This window comes from Mycolicibacterium brisbanense (genome assembly GCF_001570425.1).
In the GTDB taxonomy this organism is placed as follows: domain Bacteria; phylum Actinomycetota; class Actinomycetes; order Mycobacteriales; family Mycobacteriaceae; genus Mycobacterium; species Mycobacterium brisbanense.
In genome coordinates this window covers 105,782-125,361 of the sequence record NZ_BCSX01000003.1, presented here as the reverse complement: position 1 = coordinate 125,361, position 19,580 = coordinate 105,782, and the positions used below count along the sequence as shown (strand labels likewise).

At 68.8% G+C, this 19,580-nt stretch carries 10 protein-coding genes and 1 pseudogene; 1 reads left to right on the top strand and 10 read right to left on the bottom strand.

The features are described from left to right. Positions 1 to 38: 38 nt before the first annotated feature. From RMCB_RS01205 to hrcA, 4 genes are all read right to left on the bottom strand, one after another. Positions 39 to 257, bottom strand: a complete 219-nt coding sequence (locus RMCB_RS01205) for a hypothetical protein (protein ID WP_062827296.1) — start codon at positions 255 to 257, stop codon at positions 39 to 41. Between the two features lie 142 nt (positions 258 to 399). Continuing rightward, positions 400 to 1,146, bottom strand: a complete 747-nt coding sequence (locus RMCB_RS01200; protein ID WP_062827295.1) for a 16S rRNA (uracil(1498)-N(3))-methyltransferase — start codon at positions 1,144 to 1,146, stop codon at positions 400 to 402. 15 nt (positions 1,147 to 1,161) lie between these two features. Next, positions 1,162 to 2,313 (bottom strand): molecular chaperone DnaJ, encoded by a 1,152-nt coding sequence (gene dnaJ / locus RMCB_RS01195; protein WP_029373147.1) that lies wholly within the window; start codon positions 2,311 to 2,313, stop codon positions 1,162 to 1,164. A gap of 32 nt (positions 2,314 to 2,345) precedes the next feature. After that, positions 2,346 to 3,377, bottom strand: a complete 1,032-nt coding sequence (hrcA, locus tag RMCB_RS01190; protein WP_062827294.1) for a heat-inducible transcriptional repressor HrcA — start codon at positions 3,375 to 3,377, stop codon at positions 2,346 to 2,348. A gap of 172 nt (positions 3,378 to 3,549) precedes the next feature. Between hrcA and RMCB_RS01185 the strand changes: the two genes are divergently transcribed. After that, entirely contained in the window at positions 3,550 to 3,861 is a 312-nt protein-coding gene (locus RMCB_RS01185) for a type II toxin-antitoxin system VapB family antitoxin (RefSeq protein ID WP_029373149.1), read from the top strand. 13 nt (positions 3,862 to 3,874) lie between these two features. On the opposite strand, the gene RMCB_RS01180 is transcribed toward RMCB_RS01185, so the two are convergent. The 6 genes and pseudogenes from RMCB_RS01180 to RMCB_RS01155 form a co-directional block, all read right to left on the bottom strand. After that, positions 3,875 to 4,087 carry an MbtH family protein gene (locus RMCB_RS01180; RefSeq protein ID WP_062827293.1) on the bottom strand — a complete coding sequence of 71 codons (213 nt, stop codon included), beginning with the start codon at positions 4,085 to 4,087 and terminating at the stop codon, positions 3,875 to 3,877. Positions 4,088 to 4,202: 115 nt separating this feature from the next. After that, positions 4,203 to 5,474, bottom strand: a pseudogene (locus RMCB_RS01175) (SidA/IucD/PvdA family monooxygenase); the annotation flags it as partial. Then, positions 5,471 to 9,853 (bottom strand): non-ribosomal peptide synthetase, encoded by a 4,383-nt coding sequence (locus RMCB_RS01170; RefSeq protein WP_062827292.1) that lies wholly within the window; start codon positions 9,851 to 9,853, stop codon positions 5,471 to 5,473. The gene RMCB_RS01170 and the pseudogene RMCB_RS01175, both read right to left, overlap by 4 nt. Next, positions 9,850 to 15,348, bottom strand: a complete 5,499-nt coding sequence (locus RMCB_RS01165) for a non-ribosomal peptide synthetase (protein ID WP_062827291.1) — start codon at positions 15,346 to 15,348, stop codon at positions 9,850 to 9,852. The genes RMCB_RS01170 and RMCB_RS01165 overlap by 4 nt, the downstream gene beginning before the upstream one ends. After that, complete coding sequence (gene mbtD, locus RMCB_RS01160) at positions 15,341 to 18,274, bottom strand: mycobactin polyketide synthase MbtD (RefSeq protein WP_062827290.1); 2,934 nt, start codon at positions 18,272 to 18,274, stop codon at positions 15,341 to 15,343. The genes RMCB_RS01165 and mbtD overlap by 8 nt, the downstream gene beginning before the upstream one ends. After that, complete coding sequence (locus RMCB_RS01155; RefSeq protein WP_165606239.1) at positions 18,274 to 19,575, bottom strand: beta-ketoacyl [acyl carrier protein] synthase domain-containing protein; 1,302 nt, start codon at positions 19,573 to 19,575, stop codon at positions 18,274 to 18,276. The genes mbtD and RMCB_RS01155 overlap by 1 nt, the downstream gene beginning before the upstream one ends. Positions 19,576 to 19,580 lie beyond the last annotated feature (5 nt).

Below are 19,580 nucleotides of genomic sequence, written 5' to 3'. Positions count from 1 at the left end.
GTCCCCGTGGGACGCCCCTTCGCGATCAGTGCTGAATGTCAGTGGCTCTGGTGCACGGAGGTGTCGACCTGCGGCACGGTCACATGCGGGCCGATCTGATCGAGCCAGTCATGGTGGCTGACGTCCGCCTGCGCAGCACCGGCCAGCCCCAGAACCGCGGCGGCCATTCCACTTGCGATGATGGTGGCAAATCCAAACTTCTTCATGGTGATCCCCGGACCCTTCGTCTTCTGAGTGCTTGCCGGTGGTGTGCTCATCGCCGGTCTGCTGGTTAGAACGCGCAGGTCAGGCACTTAATTCCGGTGGCAGAAATTGATCGGCGGCTGGCAGGAATTGATCGCTCAACCGCCCGGATTGGCCGATTAGCGGGTCTGCGTGGCTACCAAACTGTGAACGCCGTCACGCCCATCGCGACGTGAGCGCCCCGATTGCGCCGAGCGCGACCGCCGCGGCCGTCGACGTGCGCAGCACGGTCGGCCCCAGCCGGACCGCCCGGGCGCCGGCCGCACTCAGCGCGGCGATCTCCTCGTCGGCGATGCCGCCCTCCGGCCCGACGATCAGCATCAGTGAATCCGCTTGAGCGATAGCCAGTTCGGTGATCGGCGCGGTCGCCGACTCGTGCAGCGCCAGCACGAGCGTGCCTGCGGCCACGGCATCGGCGACGCGCCGGGTCAGCTCAGCGGTCGACACCACACCGTCGACCGCCGGGATGCGGGCCCGGCGCGATTGCCGAGATGCCGCGCGAGCCACCGCGTCCCACCGGCGTAAACCCTTGTCCGCCTTCGGACCGTCCCAGCGGGCCACGCAGCGGGCCGACTGCCAGGCCAGAAAGCCATCCGCGCCGGCCTCGGTGGCCAGTTCCACAGCCAGCTCCGAGCGATCGGACTTCGGCAGCGCCTGCACGATGGTCACCAGCGGGCTGGGGGCGGCGACGACGCGCCGCTGCAGCACCCGGGCCGACAGCCGCCCCTTTGCGGTCTCTTCGACGACGCAATGGGCCAGGGTGCCTGCGCCGTCGGCGAGGTCGATCTCTTCCCCGACGCGGATACGGCGCACATTGGCCGCGTGGAAGCCCTCGTCACCGTCGAGCAGCGCCACCTCACCGGCCGCGGGCAGCGCGTCAAGGTAGAACAGTGCCCTCGTCACAGCGGTGCCACGAAGTCAGCGGCCGGAGAACGTCTCGCGCAACCGGCTGAACAATCCGCCGTTCCCGGTCGCCGAGCCCGACTGGGTCGAGCGCACCTCGGCGGTGTCGCGGGTGCGGTTCTCCTTGAGCTTGCTCAGCAGTTCGATGTCGGTGTGGTCGAGTCGCGACGGCACCACCACGTCGATGTGCGCGTGCAGGTCGCCCCGTACACCCGAGCGCAGATGCGGCATGCCGTGCCCGCGCAGCGTCGTGACCGACCCCGGCTGGGTGCCGGCGGCGATGGCGATCTCGGTGTCGCCGTCGAGGATGTCGGTGACGGTGACGGTCGTGCCCAACGCGGCGTCGACCATCGGCACCGACACCGTGCAGTGCAGGTCGTCGCCGTCGCGGACGAAAATCGGGTGCTGCTTCTCGTGGACCTCGACGTAGAGGTCGCCTGCCGGGCCGCCGCCCGGACCGACCTCGCCCTGCGCGGCCAACCGCACCCGCATGCCGTCGCCGACACCGGCCGGGATCTTGACGCTGATCTCGCGCCGCGACCGCACTCGGCCGTCGCCGCCGCAGCGGGTGCACGGATCCGGGATCACTTCGCCGACACCGCCGCACACGGGACACGGGCGTGCCGTCATCACCTGCCCCAGCAGGGACCGCTGCACGGTCTGGATCTCACCGCGCCCGCCACAGGTATCGCACGTGACCGGGGTGGACTTGCCGTTGGTGCCCTTGCCCTGGCACAGGTCACACAGCACCGCGGTGTCGACGGTGACCTGCTTGGTCACCCCGGTGGCGCACTCCTCCAGGTCCAGACGCATCCGCAGCAACGAATCCGCACCGGGCCGCACCCGGCCGATCGGACCGCGGGACGTGGTGCCGCCGCCGAAGAACGCCTCGAAGACGTCGCCGAGCCCACCGAAGCCGCTGAATCCGCCGTTGGCCGCGCCGCCGACCGACTCCAGGGGATCCCCACCCATGTCGACGATGCGGCGCTTCTCGGGATCACTGAGCACCTCGTAGGCGAGCTGGATCTCGGTGAACCGAGCCTGGGCCTGCTCATCGGGGTTGACGTCGGGATGCAGTTCACGAGCCAGCCGCCGATAGGCGCGCTTGATCTCCGAATCACTCGCACCACTGCTCACTCCGAGCAAGCCGTAATAATCGCGTGCCACGCTGACCTTGCCTGACCTTTCGATTGCCGCGCTCAGCGGCTGCCTAAGACTTCACCTATGTACAGAGCAACCGCAGCGACATTAGCGATAGTTCCCGGATAGTCCATTCGAGTGGGTCCCACCACACCCATGCCGCCGTACACCTTGCCCGAGCTGCCGTACGCGGTACTCACCACTGACGTCCCCACCATCTGCTCGGCTTCGGTCTCGTGACCGATCCGCACGGTCACCTTGCCGGCCTCCTGCTGCGCGGCCAGCAGCCGCAACACCACGACCTGCTCTTCGAGCGCTTCCAGCACCGACCGCAGCGAACCTCCGAAGTCGGCGGTGTTGCGGGTCAGATTGGCCGTACCGCCGAGCAGCAGCCGCTCCTCGACGTGCTCGACCAGCGTCTCGACCAGCACGGTCGCAGAACGCCCCACTGCGTCGGCCAGGCCGCCGCTGCCGTTGAGCTGACTGGCGAGGTCGGACACCGCGACCGACGCCGCGGTCAGCGGTTTGCCCTCGAGTGCCTGGCCGAGCATCTCCCGCAGCTTGGACAGCTCGTGATCGTCGATGGCGTCGCCCAGCTCGACGATCCGCTGGTCCACCCGGCCGGTGTCGGTGATGACCACCAGCAGCAGCCGCGCCGGGGTGAGGGCCACCACCTCGAGGTGGCGCACCGTCGACGTGGACAGAGTCGGGTACTGGACGATGGCCACCTGTCGGGTCAGCTGCGCCAGCAGACGCACGGCCCGGCGCAGCACGTCGTCGAGGTCTACGCCGGACTCCAGGAAGTTCAGGATCGCGCGGCGCTCCGACGACGACAGCGGTTTGACGTTGTCGATGCGGTCGACGAACTCGCGGTAGCCCTTCTCGGTGGGTACCCGGCCCGAGCTGGTGTGCGGTTGGGTGATGTACCCCTCGGCCTCCAACACCGCCATGTCGTTGCGCACCGTCGCGCTGGACACACCGAGATTGTGGCGTTCGACGAGGGTCTTCGAGCCGATGGGCTCCTTGGTGGCAACGAAGTCGGCAACGATTGCGCGCAGCACCTCGAATCGACGGTCGTCGGCACTACCCACTGTTCACCTGCCCTTCGAGTCGTCGTCAAGCTGATATAGCTTGCTCTATTTTACTGACCAGCTGGACCTTTACCGACTCTGTAGTTGGTGCGCACGGGCGGGTGCGGGTACTAGCCTTGGCAACCATGCCGTTGCCAAGACCGCGTACAGATAACCCGGAGGCCGGTCGGCGATGATCTTCAAGGGTGTCATCGAGGGCAAGCCGTACCCCGAACACGGGTTGACCTACCGCGATTGGTCACGCATCCCGCCCCGGCAGCTGCGTCTCGACGAAATCGTCACCACCACGACCGTGCTGGCCCTGGATCGACTCCTGTCGGAGGATTCGACGTTCTACGGCGACCTGTTCCCGCATGCCGTGAGATGGCGCGGCGACATCTATCTGGAGGACGGCCTGCACCGCGCGGTGCGCGCGGCGCTGCGAAATCGCACCATCCTGCATGCCCGGCTGTACGACATGGACTCGCCGCTGCCCCCGATGTGACGAAGGCGGCCGACTATCGGGCCATGGCCTCGCGCAGGCTTCGGGGCCGCAGATCGGTCCAGGTCTGCTCGACGTAGGCCAGGCAGTCCGACCGGCTGCCCTCACCGAAAGCCACCCGCCATCCGGCGGGCCGGTCGGCGAACGCCGGCCACAGGCTGAATTGGTCCTCGTCGTTCACCAGAACGACGAAGGTGCCGCTCTCGTCATCGAACGGGTTGGTGCTCATCGGTGCTGGTCTCCTCTTCGCGCAAGCGCTCATCGGTGCTGGTCTCCTCTTCGCGCAAGCGCTCATCGGTGCTGGTCTCCTCTTCGCGCAAGCGCTCATCGGTACTCCTGATTGATCGGTCGGTGATGGCGCAGCCGGCGCCCAGGTCTGCGGCCAGCACGCGGTCGGACAGCAGCCCGAGGCAGCTGAGGTTGGGGAAGCCGGGTCCCTGGTTCAAACCGGCGAGGCCGGGCAGAAAAAGCTTGGGCGTCACGCCACGCACAGCAAGGTCGTCGCCGATGGATTCCTGCAGACTGTCCCCCGTCAGCGGCCGGCCCAGGCCGAGTTCGAGCATGTCGAGGGCATCCTGGGCCAGCAGCGGGACGAACCACAGGGCGTCCGCGCCGGACCCGTCGATCACCAGGTCGAATCCGTGCACGGTCTCCGAACGTTCCGCGCCCTTGTCGCTGAGCAGCGTCAACCGGATGCGGTCGTCGCGGGCGACGGCGTGTGCGACCCGGCCGCGCAGATGGCGGATGCGGTCGTCGGCCAGCAGCGCCTCCTGAACCCGCGCCGAGAACACGCCGCGGTCGGTGCGGTTCATGGCGTCGCGGCGTTCGGCCAGGGTCAGACCCGACCAGTGCGTGGGGTCCGAATACAAGGTGTTCTCGAAGAAGCCTTCGCCGCGGGTGAACAGGGTGATCTGTGGCGAGATCACGGTGATCGTCGAAACCCGGTGTCGGAACAGCTCGTTGAGCATGGTCGCGGCAGTTTCCCCGCCACCGATGACGGCCACCCGCTCGGCGGCGATCAGCTCGCGCGCAGCGGCGCGGTGCCAGAACTGCGCGATGGACAGCACTCTCGGATTGCCCGGCAGGATGGACTTTTCGGCCTGTCCGGGACCGGTGACCATGACCGCGTCGGCACGCACGGTGTCGTCGTCGGTCGTCAACACCCAGCAGGTCTGGCCGTGGTCGACGCCGATCTCGGTCACCTCACCGGACACCACGGTCATTCCGACGTTGTCGGCCACCCAGTTCAGGTATTGACTCCACCGGCGGTGGGTCGGGGCCGGCCGTCCCCTGTCGACCCACTCCGCGAAATGCCCGATGTCGATCAGGAACGACTGCCAGCTGTGCCGCATCATCCGTTCGTCGAGTTCGACGTTGCGGCGCGGTACCAACGAGGACCGGTACGGGAAGCCGACGTCCTTTTCGGGACTGGTGCCCAGCCGGTGCTGCCCGTCGGTCCAACCGCCGACGGCCTGCCAGTTGGCCGCGACACCGGCGCGTTCGACGACGACGACATCGGGTGCGGGCACACCCATGGTCCGCAGTTCGGCGGCCTTGGCTGCCACGGCGATCGCTTTGGGCCCGGCACCGATCACGGCCAGGGTGGGTGTGCTCACGCGGTCACCTCTTTCAGGGCATCGAGCCAGATCGCTTGCAGGGCAGCGATGTCGGCGTCGGACAGGATGTCGGGAAGGGTGCGCCACTGGGTACCGAGGATGGCGCCCCCGGCACCGTCGATCACCGCGGCCATGATGGTCAACTCGTGGCGCACCGCCACGTGCGGTTCGGGCACCGGTGACACAGCGGCGGTCAGGGACCGGTCCTGCTGCAGGGCGTTGTCGGCCGACTTGAGTTCGATGCGGCCGAGGTAGTTCAGCAGGATCTGCGGATCCGGGTGGGCGCCAAGCCGTTCCGCGGTATCCGCGCGCAGATGTCGCAGCAGGCCGTAGTCGATCGGATCACCCGGGATGGCAGCGACCTCGGCTGCCACACCCAGCGCATCGTCGGCGGTCAGCCGCAGCGGATAGATCATGCTGAGCAGCCCCGCGGTGTCCCCGGTGTCGACGTCGCCGTCTTCGTCACCGAGGCCCGCCGAGAGCACGCCGTCGGAGCGCCCATAGGTTTCCAGTGCGAGCAACGGTGCGGGCGTGGATTGGCCACGGCTCCTGCGCCATTCGGTCAGCGCGCGGGCCGTCGCCGCCGCGAGCACTTCGGTCACCGGCACCGGTCCGGCCAGCAGTCGCGCGGTGACATCGGCTTCGGCGTACGCCATCTCGACCACGACGTCACCCATCCGGTCGTGGGCCGGATCGACGCGTCGCATGCCGAGATCGGGATCGCCCCCGTCGAATTGACGTTCCCAGAAGTCGCAGGTATCGAGCTTGAGCGCACGGTCGGACAACAGCCGCGCCCACTGCCGCAACGAGGTGTGTTCGCGCACCGGGGTCGGCGTGCGCCCGGCGGCCAACGCGTGCCACGCGGTTTCGAGTTCGCCGACCATGATCCGCCACGACGCCGGGTCCAGCGCCAGCACATGGGCGGTCAGGATCAGCACACCCGCGTCGGGATGGCGCAGCCATACCGCATCGAGCATCGAACCCTGTTGTGGGTCAATGCGTTCCACTGACAGCTTGGCGTGTTCGGCCACCGCGGCGGCCAGGTCACCGGACGCGGTCGCCTCGGAGAGCACGGGGCCGGTCTCGTGGGCGACGAGCGTCATGGTGGCGTGGTCCAGACGCGTGCGCAGGACCTCGTGCCCGTCGACCACCGTGCGCAGCACGGTCTCGAGATGGTCACGCGTGGTGCCCGCCGGCAGCCGGAACGCCTCGGTCTGCGCGAGCCGACGCGGATCACCGTACTGGTAGAGCCAGCGACCGTTGGGGAGCAAGGGAATCGGACCCGACTCATCGTCCCCGTCGTCGACGCGGACCTCGTCGTTGTCGATGGCGGCGGCGAGTTCCCGCACCGTCGCGCAGTCCAGCATCAGCCGGGCACGCATCGCGATGCCGCGGCGGCGCACGGCCTGCACCACTGACAGGGCCACGATGCTGTCCAGGCCCAGTTCGAGGAAGTCGGCCGTGACGTCGACATGTCCGGTGTCGAGCATGTCCGCGAGCACCTCGGCGAGCACCTTCTCGGTGTCCGTGGCCGGAGCGTCGGATCCATCGGCCCGGCCCGTCGCGTCGAGCGCAGCCAGCGCCGCGTCGTCGACCTTGCCGTTGGTGGTCAGCGGGATCTCGTCCACCGCGATGATGTGGTGCGGCACCAGGTATCTCGGCAACGTCGCCGACAGCGAGCGGCGCAGCTCGGCGGCGGGTGCGTCACCGCACACATACGCCGTCAGCCGGGGTCCGCTGCGGTGCCGGCGCACCGCGACGTGAGCGTGCCGCACCCCGGGCTGCCTGCGCAGCACCGCGGCGACCTCACCCGGTTCCACCCGGAACCCGCGGATCTTGACCTGATCGTCCACCCGGCCCAGAAACTCGATGGCACGCGAGCCGGGACGGCGACGCGCCACATCACCGGTCCGGTACATGCGCGCGCCGGGAGTGAACGGGTCGGCGACGAAGCGGCTCGCGGTCTCCCCCGGCCTGCCGACATAACCGCGGGTGAGTTGGCCGCCGGCCAGGTACAACTCGCCGGCCACCCCGTCGGGAACCGGTCGCAACCAGCGGTCGAGGAGGTAGGCGGCGGTCGAATCCGTGGCGTCGCCGATGCATGGGGTGTCGTGCCGGGTGATCGTGGCGACGAGCGCCTCAACCGTCGTCTCGGTCGGCCCGTAACAGTTGTACGCCGCCATCGACGTGCGCTCGCACTCGGCCCGGATCCCCTGCCACGCAGCGGGATCGATCGCTTCACCGCCCAGGGCCAGCACCGCGAGCGGAACTCGCGACAGCAACCCGGCCGCGCGCAGCTGGCTGAACATCGACGGCGTGGTGTCGATCATGTCGATCGCGTATCGGCCGATGGTGTCGACGAGAGCCTCTGCATCGCGCTGGATCTCGTCGCCGACGATGTGCACGGTGTGCCCGTCGAGCAGGGCGACCAGCGGTTGCCAGGCCGCATCGAAGGTGAACGACCACGCGTGCGCGATGCGCAGCGGTCGGCCGAGCCGGTCTGCGGCAGGCCGCAGCACACGGCGGACGTGATCGGCGCCATAGGCCAGCAGCGCCCGGTGAGTTCCGATGACGCCCTTGGGTTTACCCGTGGTGCCCGACGTGAAGACGATGTAGGCGCCTTGCCCGGGGTGAACCCGCGCCGGGCGGTGCTCGCCGGCCGGTTCGCGGGCGATGGCGCCGAGCAGGGCTTCGTCGACGACGAGGGTCGCACCGGTTTGGCGGAGAATCTCCGCGACGCGCTCGTCGGGCATGGCGGGATCCAGCGGCACGATGAGCCCGCCGGCCTTGAGTACCGCCAGCATGGCGACGACGTATTCGGCGCTGCGGCGCAACCGGATCGGGACCGGGGTTTCGCTGCGCACGCCGCGACGGTGCAGCCCGGCGGCCACCCGGTCGGCGGCCTCATCGAGCTCGCGGTAGCTGAGTTCGCCGCCATCCCAGCTCAGGGCGATCGACCCGGGGCGCTGCGCGGCGGCGGTCGTCACAGCGGTGTGAAACCCGCCGGATCGTTCGGTGGTCTGCGCCGCGGCGGCGGGTGACTGCTCCTCGACGTGGGTGACGGTCACCTCACGCAGGGGGTGGTCCCACAGTCGCAGGAGCCGCTGTACCACGGCGAGCACGCGTTGCCCGAGTGCCCGCGGGTCGATCAATCCCAGTGCGCCGTCCAGCGTTTCGACCAGCACGGTGAGCCTGCCGTGGGTGGGGTGCGCGGCGATGGTGACCGGGAAATGCGAGAGGCTTTCCAGTGCAGCAGGTTTGAGCACCGCGCCGGCGAGCGCGAAGTCTCCGCTACCGACGAGACCACCGGGCGGGAAGTTCTCGTACACCAGCAGGGTGTCGTAGAGTTCCCCGATCTCGCCGAGCGATCGTAGCTCGGTGTGGCTCAGATAACTGTGGTCGCGCAGGTCGGCGGCCTCACGTTGCAGTGCCAGGCACTGCTCCCCCACCGGCTGCGACGGGTCGAGGCGTACGCGCAGCGGCACGGTGTTGATGAACAGCCCGACCATCGTCTCAACGCCGGACAGCTCGTCGGGACGGCCCGACACCGTCACGCCGAACACCACGTCGGTGCGGTCGGTGAACGCGGAAAGAATCGTGGCCCAGGCCATTTGGAACAGGGTGTTGACGGTGACGCCGCGCATGCGGGCGGCGTCCACGATCTCGGTGGTCTGCTGTTCATCGAGGATGACCTCGGTGCGCTCGGGCAGTCCGGGCCGGGCCTCCCGGCCCGACAGTGCCGCGGACAGCATCGTCGGCGCGTCCAGACCCGCGAGGTGTGCGCGCCAACGGGTTCGGCTGGCATCCTGGTCCAGATTGGCCAGCCAGCCGATGTAGTCACGGTACGGCCGGGGCGATGCGGGCAATGCCGCCTCGTCCCCGTTGGCCGCGTACAGCGAGAGGAACTCGCCGACGAATACCGGCAGCGACCACCCGTCGATCGTGATGTGGTGGGCGACAATGACGAGTCGCCAGCGCAGCTCGGGCTTTTCGATGAGCAGGAACCGGATCAATGGGCCGCGGCCCAGATCGAACGGCCTGGTTCGCTCTTCGGCCTCGACGGTGGCGGCCTGCGCCTCGGTCGCCCTGACATGTCGCCACGGCAGCGTGACCGCCGACGGAACGACGGCCACCGGCCGACTCAGGTTGCCCTGAAAGAAGCTGGCGCGCAGGTTGGGATGCCGGACCAGCATGGCCTCGGCGCAGCTACGCAACAACGCGATGTCCACGTCCCCGTCGATGTCGGCCGCCATCGCGATGATGTACGGGTCGACGCCGTCGTCACCGTGGGTCAATCCGGCCAGCGAGTACAAGCCCTGTTGTAACGGGCTCAGGGCCAGGACGTCGTCGACGCCCCGCGGTGTTTCGGTTGCGGTCATTGTGTTCCGTCCGTGTCGTGTCCCCAGCCCTTGGTCAGCATCGCCAGTTCGTCGGCCGACAAACCGGAGGCGGCCATGGGTGCATGGCGGACGTCTCCGGGCGCCGCGCTGTGACTGCCGGTATCGATCGCCGCGGCCAGCTCGGCCAGCTCGGAATGTTCGAACACCATCCGCGCCGTCATCGCCACGCCGGCGTCCCGGGCCCGCGCCGCCAGCTGTACGGCCAGGATGCTGTCGCCACCGAGGGCGAAGAAATCGTCGTAGCGCCCGACTTCGTCGACGCCGAGCAGTTCGGCCAGTTGGGCGGCGAGAGCTATCTCGGTCGCCGTGGCCGGAGGTTCGCTGCGCACGGTCTCGGTCGCCCGCGGCCGGGGCAACTCGGCGAGGTTGTCGACGACGAGGATGGGTGCGTCCGTGAATTCCTCTGGCAACGCGGCACGTACCTCCTTCAGCACCACGTCGGGATCACCGTGGACAACGATGTACCCGGCCAACAGCGTGCCGCCGTGGCGGCCTTCCCAATTCCTGGTGGCGGCCGCCGCGACGCCGTCGACCGCCTCCAGCGCGGCCTGTAGCCGTGGGTCACCGGAGGTGACCGGTTCGAGCCTGCCGTCGGTGGTCCACCGGGCCCGGTCGCCTGTGCGGTACATCTGGCCCGCACCGAAAGGGTTGGGCACGAACCGTTGTGCTGACACTGCCGTCGCGCCACGCGCCGCCTCGTCGACAGCACCGCCCGCGAAGTACACGTCGCCGATGACACCGACGGCCGCGGGCTCCTGCCACTCGTCGAGAACGTAGACGTGCGTGGCATTCTCGGTCTGCGGCAACCCGGCCGGTGGCACCGCCCGCCGACTCCAGTCCTCGACCAGCCGCGCTCGCTCGGCCGGTTCGATGACGCTGATGTCGCGCAACCTCTGGTCGGCGTCGGTGGCGAACGCCGCGACGATGCGGTGCAGCCACTTCACGAGCCGCTGCGCGGTCGCGGGTTCGTACAGCTCGGTGCGGTATATGACGGTGCCCTTGTACCCGGCGCCGGGCTGTGCGAAGAAGTTCAGCGACAGATCGGCATGTGCCACGTCAAAGGTCGGTTCCAGTGCGGTGAAACGGGTTTCGCCTTCGGGTCCGGAGTCGATGACCTGCTCGGCGGGCAGGTCGTCGCGCACATGGACGACGACGCCGAACAGCGGGTTGCGCGACAGCGACCGCACCGGGCTCACGGCGTCGACGACACGATCGAACGGCAGGTCCTGGTTTCGGTATGCGGCGAGCGCCATATCGCGGGACCGTCGGAGCACATCCCGCAGGGTTGGGTTGCCCGACAGGTCGTTTCGGAGCACGACGATGTTGATGAAGAACCCGATCAGAGCGTCGAGCTCGGGCGCGGTGCGCCCGGCGACGGGCGTTCCCAGCGGGATGTCGGTACCTTGACCCGCCTTGTGCAATGCGATGGCGACAACGGCTTGCAACAACATGAATTCGGTGACGCCGAGTTCACGGGTCAGTTCGACGAGCTTCGTGCGGGTCGCCGCGTCGATGGTGAAGTCGAACGCGCGGCCGTCGCCGCTCGGTACGGGCGGACGCGGGAAGTCCGGCTGCAAACCGTTCTCCTCCGGCAGCCCGGCCAGTTGTGTTGTCCAGTAGTCCCGTTGCGCGTCGACCATGGCATCGTCTGCAGAAGCCTGATTGCTCCTCGCGTGCGCAGAAGCCTGATTGCTCCTCGCGTGCGCAGAAGCCTGATTGCTCCTCGCGTGCGCAGAACCCTGCCAGGCCGCAAAGTCCGCGTACTGCACCGGCAGCGGCGCCAGCTGCACCGGTTGCCCCGCGCGTCGCGCACGGTAGGCCGTCAGCAGGTCGGTGAACAACACGGCACCCGACCAGTGGTCGGCGGCGATGTGATGCACGACGAGCGACAGGATGTGTTCCTCACCGGTCGACAGCACGGCGGCGCGGACGGGCAGGTCGACCTCGAGGTCGAAGCAGTACTTGCGCTCGGCGTCGAGTTCACGCTGAAGCCAGTCCGCCCCGTCACCGCTGGCCCGGCGCACGGTCACCGGGGCCGGCGGATGCACGATCTGGTATGGCACACCGTCGATTTCGCGGTAGGTCGTCCTCAGGATCTCGTGGCGTTCGACGACATCGTTGACCGCTGCGATCAACGCGTCGACGTCGCACGGACCACTCAGCCGCGCCGCAAACGGCACATTGTTCACCGGGTTGGGACCGTCGATGCGGAACTGGAACCACTGCCGCAGCTGCGCGGCCGACATCTGCAGGGGCCCGTCATGCGGCACGGCGACGATGGCAGGCCGCCCCATGCTGGCACCGGAGGTGCGCAGCGCCTCGATGTGCGTGGCCAATCCCGCCACGGTGGCATGCTCGAACACGTCCTGGACTCCGACCTCGACACCGCAGCGGGCCCGCACCGCGGCGACCAGCTTGGTGGCCAGCAGCGAGTGGCCACCGAGATCGAAGAACGAGTCGTCGGCCCCCACCTTCGCGCGGTCGAGCAGTTCGGCGAACAGTGCCGCGACCTCGCGTTCGGTATCCGTCGTCGGTTCCCGAAACTCTCTGGTGGATGCGATTTCTGGGTCGGGAAGCGCCCTGCGGTCGATCTTGCCGTGTGCGGTGATCGGGATTTCGGCCAGCTCGACATAGGCCGCAGGAACCATGTACTCGGGCAGCGCGGCGCTCACCCTCGCACGGATGCGGTCGATCTCGACCCGATCGGCTCCGGCGGCCGCCGTGACGTAGGCGACGAGGCTCTTTCCCAGGCCGGGCAGATCGCTGACCACCACGACGGCTTGCCCGACCGACGGGTCGACGGAGATTGCCGCCGACACTTCGCCGAGTTCGATGCGGAATCCGCGGATCTTGACCTGTTCGTCTGCGCGGCCGACGAATTCGATATCGCCGTCAGCATTGCGCCGCGCCAAGTCCCCCGAGCGGTACATGCGGCCACCGGGGTTGAACGGGTCGGCGACGAAGCGTTCCGCGGTCAGCGCCGGCCGGTGGTGGTAGCCGTGGGCGATATGCGTTCCACCGATGTAGATCTCACCGATCACCCCGGGCGCGACAGGCTGCAGTGCGTCGTCGAGCAGGTGGATGGTGGTGTTGATCTTCGGCGTGCCGATCGGGACGATGCGGGCGCCCTGCTTGCCCTGCACCTTGTACCGCGTGCAGTTGAGCACGGTCTCGGTCGGGCCGTAGAAGTTGTGCAGCAGCGCGTCGAACGTGGCGTGGAACTTGTCGGCGATCTCGCCGGGCAGGGCTTCCCCACCGATCGGCACGCGCTGCAGGGTGCGCCATTCGTTGACACCCGGCAGCGACAGGAACAGGCCGAGCAATGACGGGACGAAGTGCATCGAGGTGATGCCCTCCTCGCGCAGCAGCGTGGTGAGGTAGCCGATATCGGTCAGTCCGCCCGGTTTCGGGATGACGAGCCGAGCCCCGGCGGCCAGCATGCCGAAGATCTCCCCGATCGACACGTCGAAGCTCTGCGAGGCAACCTGCAGTAGGCGATCGTCTTGTGACACCCCGTAGTCGCCGCCGAACCATACGAAGTACTCGGCGATCGGACGGTGCTGCACCGGAACACCTTTGGGCAGTCCGGTGGACCCGGAGGTGTAGATCAGGTACGCGGTGTTATCGGGATGCAGCGCACGCACGCGCTCGGCGTCGGTCGGGTCGGTGCACGGCTGATCGTCCAGGCCGGTGACCGGTTGGCGCAAGACGATTTTCGGGTCGGAGTCGGCGAGGATGTAGTCGATCCGGTCCTGGGGATAAGTCGGATCCACCGGCAGGTACACCGCTCCGGCCTTGACGATGCCCAGGGCGGTGATGACGAGTTCGGGTGATTTGTCCAGCAGGACAGCCACGCGGTCCTCGGTACCGATGCCCTGCCCGATGAGCCAGTGCGCCAGCCGGTTCGCCGACTCGTTGAGCTCCCGGTAGCTGTAGTGCCTGCCCTCATACACCACGGCGGTCGCGTCGGGGGTGCGCGCGGCTTGCTCGGTCACCAGGTCGGCCAACGTGGTTGCGGGCGTGTGGAACTCCTCACCGGTGCTGACGGCGCGGATCCACTCCGTGTCTTCGGGGGTGAACAGCTGCAGCCGCGACAGCGGCCGCTGCGGTTCGGTCAGTGCGTGCTCGAGCAGGACGGCGTAGTGGCGCAGCATCTGGGCGGCAAGCGGTCCGTCGATGACTTCGGTGAGGTACTCGGCCTCGACGACGACACCGCCGGTGGCGTCCCATTCGACCATGAAACCCAGAGGCAGCTGGGTGTGCTGCCCGCGTAGCTCACCGCGCCGGCACGCCACGCCGTCGGGACTGAAGCCGCCTCCGTCGGGTTCGCGGAAACCGAAGCTGAGCCGGGTCATCCGTTCGGCGCCGTGGCGCCGGTCCGGGTTGAGCTCGCGCACGACACGGTCGAGATTGACGCGCTGGTGGGCGAACGCTCCCAGGGCGACGTCGCGGGTTGCGGTGACCAGTTCCCGGAATCCGGCAGCCCGATTGATCCGCATCCGCATGGCCACGGTGTTGCCGTAGTAGCCGATGGTCTCGTCGGACTCGCGGTTGAGTACCGGTGTGGCGACCAGGAAGTCGTGAGTGTGGGTGTAGCGGTTGATCAGGGCCCCGAAGGCCGCCAGCAGCACCATGTACGGCGTGGCACCGGTGTCGCGGGCCAACGTGGACACCTTCTCGACCGTCTCGGGTGCCAGTACCAGCGTGCTCCGCTGCGACCGGAAGCTGATCGGCATGGCCGAACCGGTGGGGCCGGGCAGTTCCAACGGCTCCGGCGGGTCGGCGAGGACGTCGCGCCAGTAGGCCAGATCCTCGTCGGCCTCCATGCGCCCAGGGCTCGGGTTCGTGTACGCCCGTGGTGTTTCCGGGAGTTGAGCTCCGCCGTAGGCGCGGGTGAGATCGGTGAAGAACACCCGCCACGATCCGTCGTCCCAGGCGATGTGGTGGGCGACGAGCAGCATGACGTGGTCGGCGGGGCCGTTCTTGATCAGCGTGATCCTCAGTGGCGATTCGGCGCCCAGATCGAACGGTGTGCCGAATTCCCGTTGCGCGAGCACCTCGAGCCGCAATTGCCGTGCGCGCTCGGACTTGTCGGACAGATCATGCGTCGTCCAGCCGGGGACCACGTCGTCGTGCACCGTCGCACGGGGTTCGCCGTTCGCGTCGGCGGCGAACGTCGTCCGCAGGATCGGATGCCGCCGAGCGACGGCGTTGACCGCGTCGTGCAGCGCCTCGGTATCGATCTCACCGCTCAGCCGGTAGGACAAGCAGACGTTGAGCAGCACCCCACTCGGGTCGAAGCCCTGCACGAACCACATTCGGCGCTGCCCGTCGGTCAGGGCCCCGGGATCCACGGCGGCACGTTCGGCATCGCCATTGCCCGCCGCGGACGCCAGACCGCGTTCGGCGAGCTTGCGTCGCATCAACTCCAGCCGTGCGTCGGACGTACTTGGTGCGTCTGCGATGTCAGTCACGCGCAAGGGTTTCCTTTTCAGATCTGTCGAGGTGCTCGATCAGCTCGGAGGCGCTCGCGCCCCCGAGGATGGTGGCCAGCGGTACGGCACATCCGGTGGCCTTCTTGAGCTTTTTGCGGAGGTCGAGCGCCAGCAGCGAGTCGACGCCGAGGTCGAGCAGTGACGCGTCGAGGTCCAGTCGAGTGGTGTCGCCGAGTTTGAGCACCGCCCCGAGCGCGACCCGCACCGCTGCGGCGGTGCCCGATGGGGTCGGCGACTCGTGAGTCCGGGTGTCGTCGCGGTCCTCTGTCCCGAGGAAGGTCCGCAGCCGGTCGGCGTCGGCCGTGAAGATCAGCGGGTCGCCGGCGTGATCGCGCAGACTGGCCTCGATCGCGCGGGTCGGGTCCATGGGTTGCAGCCCAGACCGTTCCACCCGTTCGATCTCGTCCGGGGAGATGATGCCGCTGCCGGGCCACAGGCCCCACCGCACCGACGTGCAGTGTCTGCCTGCCGCGCGCAGTTCGGCGGCCAGCCCGTCCAACAGCCGGTTGGCGGCCGCGTACGCAGCGTGGCCGTGCCCGCCCCACAGTCCGGACACCGAGGAGCACAACAGGATTCGCGCGTCGGGGCGCAATGGCCACTTCTTGATGAGATTGCCCGCACCGCCGACCTTGGCCGCGAACGTGTCCAGCGCTGCCGTACCGGTGATCTCGCGACGCGGCGCAATGGTCGCGCTCGCCGCGGTGTGGATCACCAGTGACGCACCGCCGCGGGATGATTCGGCCGCCACCGCCGATATCTGTGCGGGGTCGGTGATGTCGCAGCGTGGTGCGACGATCTCGACGTTGTGCGGTGCGGCAAGTGCCGCGAGCCGACCCGTGTCCAGGCCCCGGCGGCTCAGCAGGACGATGCGTCGGGCACCGTGTGCGGCGAGATAGCGTGCGTAGTGCAAGCCGACCGCGCCGGTACCGGTGATCACGACCTCGTCGAACACCCCCGCGTCGGCCGACCACGCGGGCGCCTGCGCGAACTCATCGCGCATCGCGCGCCGCAGCAACACCGGAGCCCGCCCGTGATCGCGCAACGCGAGATGGCCGCCGTCACCGAGCATCGCGGTGACGGCCGATGCCGCCGCCGCGGGGTGAAGATCGGCGGGTAGATCCAGGTGGTGGAAGTTCTGGTCGGGATGCTCGTAGCCGATGCTGCGGTGCATCGCGGCGAGCGCGGCAGATCCGGGCAGCTCGCCGCCGACCGTGACCAGCCAGACGTCGCGCGTGTTGGCGGTGATCGCGTCGGGGTACCCGAGCAGCCCGTCGTCGACGAGACGGCCCAGTTCGCTTGCGGCCTGCGCGGATTGGGTGGGGATTTTTGGTGCTGTCACGATGAGCAGGTCGGCGTCGGCGGCCGCCACCGAGCGGGCCGCGCCGCTGCCGTCGACAGCCGCGCGCAGCAGCGTGCTCACCGGCCCGCCGTCGCCGAGATCCAGCACCGCTACCGGGCGGACGCCGTCCACGGCCCGCACCGCGCCCAGTTCCTGCCACTGCTCTGTGGCCACCGTCAGGCCTGGCAGCGGGGGCAGCGGTTGCGGGCGGGCCCACAGGTGCTCCGCACGCATCGGGGCGAAGGGAAAGTCGTGCAACGGTTTCGCCACATCGGCCAGGTCGGCCCAGCGGAAGCCCGGATCGGCCAGGGCCGCAGTTGCGATGTTGGCCGACAGCTGCTCGGCGAGTGGTTGGTCGCGCCGCCCCGACCCCACCACCACCGCCTGTCCGCCGGCCAGATCGGCGTTGTCGAGCAGGTCTCCCATGGCGAACAGCAGCGCGGGGTGCGCGGAGAGTTCGACGAATATACGGGCGCCGCGGCGGATCGCTGCGCCGATGGCGCGGTCGAATCGCACGGAGCTGCGCAGGTTCGTGTACCAGTAGTCGGCGAAGTCGGTGCCTTCCGGCACCACGTCGGCGGTCGCCGAGCCGATGAACTGCACGGCGGATTCGGCGAATTCACCGACGGGCAGCAGCTCTTCGAGTTCGGGACGCACCGCGTCGAGTGCGGTGGTGTGCGCCGGGAACCACATCTCGATCTCTTTGGCGAACGACCCGTTGCGGGTCACGGTCTGCACCGCCGCCGCAACGGCCCCGGCGTCCCCCGAAACCGCCACCGAGGAGCGGGAATTCACCACCGACAGTTCCAGCCACCCCGGGGTCTCGGCGATCACCTGCTGCGCCGCGTCGGCGGGGATACCGAGCACCGCGACCCGGTACGGGCCGGTGAGCCCGTCGAGCACCGTGGCCCGGGCGATCACGATCGCGACCGCTTCGGGCAGCGCGACCGCGCCGGCGAGGTACGCCGCGCCGATCTCGCCGAGTGAGTGTCCGACCGTGATGTCCGGCAGCACGCCGCATGACTGCCAGACCCGGGCCAGCGCCACACCGTGCACGAACTGGGCGCCTTGGATCTGCACCTGTGAGAAGTCGTTGGTGTCGGCCGCGGCGGGAGCCAGCAGGTAGTCCAGCGGCGACGCCGCGCCTGCCGTCCTGAATGCCGCGGCACACGTGTCGGCCTCGGCCCGGTAGGCCGGCAGCTCGGCATAGGCCTCGACGCCCATCGACGGCCACTGGCTGCCCTGGCCGGGGAACACAAACGCCACCCGATGTTGTGGGTTTCCCTGGTGCAGAGCACTTCCCGTCGACCGGTCGACCAGCGAATGGTCGTGACCCAGCGCCAGGGCGCGTAACCCGTCGAGCAGTTCGCCGCGATCGGCGGCCCGCACCAGGGCACGGTGCCGACGCACCCGGCGGGTGCTCAGCAGGGTGTGTGCGACGTGCGATGGCGTCGCGGCGGGTCGCGAGTCCAGGTAGCGCAGGATGGCGCCGGCATCTTGCTCGACGAGGTTTGCGGCGTGCGCGCTGAGGAGAACGGGGACGCGGCCGTCGGGCAGCCCACTCATCAGGCCACCTCGTCCGGCACGGCGACGATGGCATGGGCGTTGGTGCCGCTCATGCCGAATGCGGACACCGCGGCGATCCGTTGCCCGTTGACCGCCGGCCAGTGTGATTGCTTGGCGGCGAGACGCAACCCTTGTTGCTCCCAATCGATTTCGCGGCTCGCCTCGTCGACGTGCAGCGTGGCCGGGATGGTGGCGCGATGCGCGGCAAGCAGCACCTTGGCCAGACCGAGAGCCCCCGCGGCCGCTTGGGCATGGCCGATGTTGGATTTCACCGAGCCGAGCAGGGCGCCCGCACCGGATGCGGTGGCCCCGTAGGTCTGGGCGAGCGAACGCAGTTCGGTGCGGTCGCCCAATCGTGTGCCGGTGCCGTGGCCCTCGACCATGCCGACGTCCTCGGGCCGGATGCTTGCCTGCCGAATCGCCTTGTCGAACAGGCGTTGTTGCGCGGAGCCGCTCGGCGCGGTGAGCCCCGTGGTGCGGCCGTCCTGGTTGACCGCGGTGGCACGGATCTCGGCCAGGATCCGGCGCCGGTCACGCACGGCTGCCGAGCGGCGTTGCAGCACGAACATCGCTGCGCCCTCGGCCCATATCGTCCCGCTGGCGTGGGCACTGTAGGGCCGGCAGTGCCCGTCGTCGGACAGGGCGTGCTGTTTCGAGAACTCGACGAAGTATCCGGGAGTGCCCATCACGCAGACGGCTCCCGCCAACGCCATGTCGCAGTCACCGGCACGCACCGCGCCGACGCCGGTGTGCAGGGCGGTCAGCGCCGACGAGCACGACGTGTCGACGGTGAGGGCAGGTCCGGCGAGGCCCAGGGTGTAGGCGATGCGGCCGGAGATCACGCCCAGCGAGGTGCCGGTGATGAGATGGCCGCTGTGCTGCGAGAACTCGGAGAGCGCGGGCCCGTATTCGAGGCCGGATGCCCCGATGTAGCAGCCCACGTCGTGCCCCGCCAGATCGTCGGGGTTGATTCCGCTGTTCTCCAGTGCCCGCCAGCTCAGCCGTAGCGCGACGCGCTGCTGCGGATCCATGGCCACGGCCTCGCGCGGTGATATGCCGAAGAACTCGGGGTCGAATGACGCTGCGCTGGTGAGGAATCCGCCGAGATTGTGGATGGGCTTGAAGCCGTCGCGGCGCGATCCGTCGATCAGGTCGCGGATCGCCCAGCCGCGGTCGGCCGGGAATGGGCCAAGGGCTTCGCGTTGGTCGGCCAGCAGCGTCCAGTAGGCCTCGGCGGTGTCGATGCCGCCAGGCGCTTCCAGCGCCATTCCCACGATGACGACCGGGTCGGCGGTGCCGATGTGTT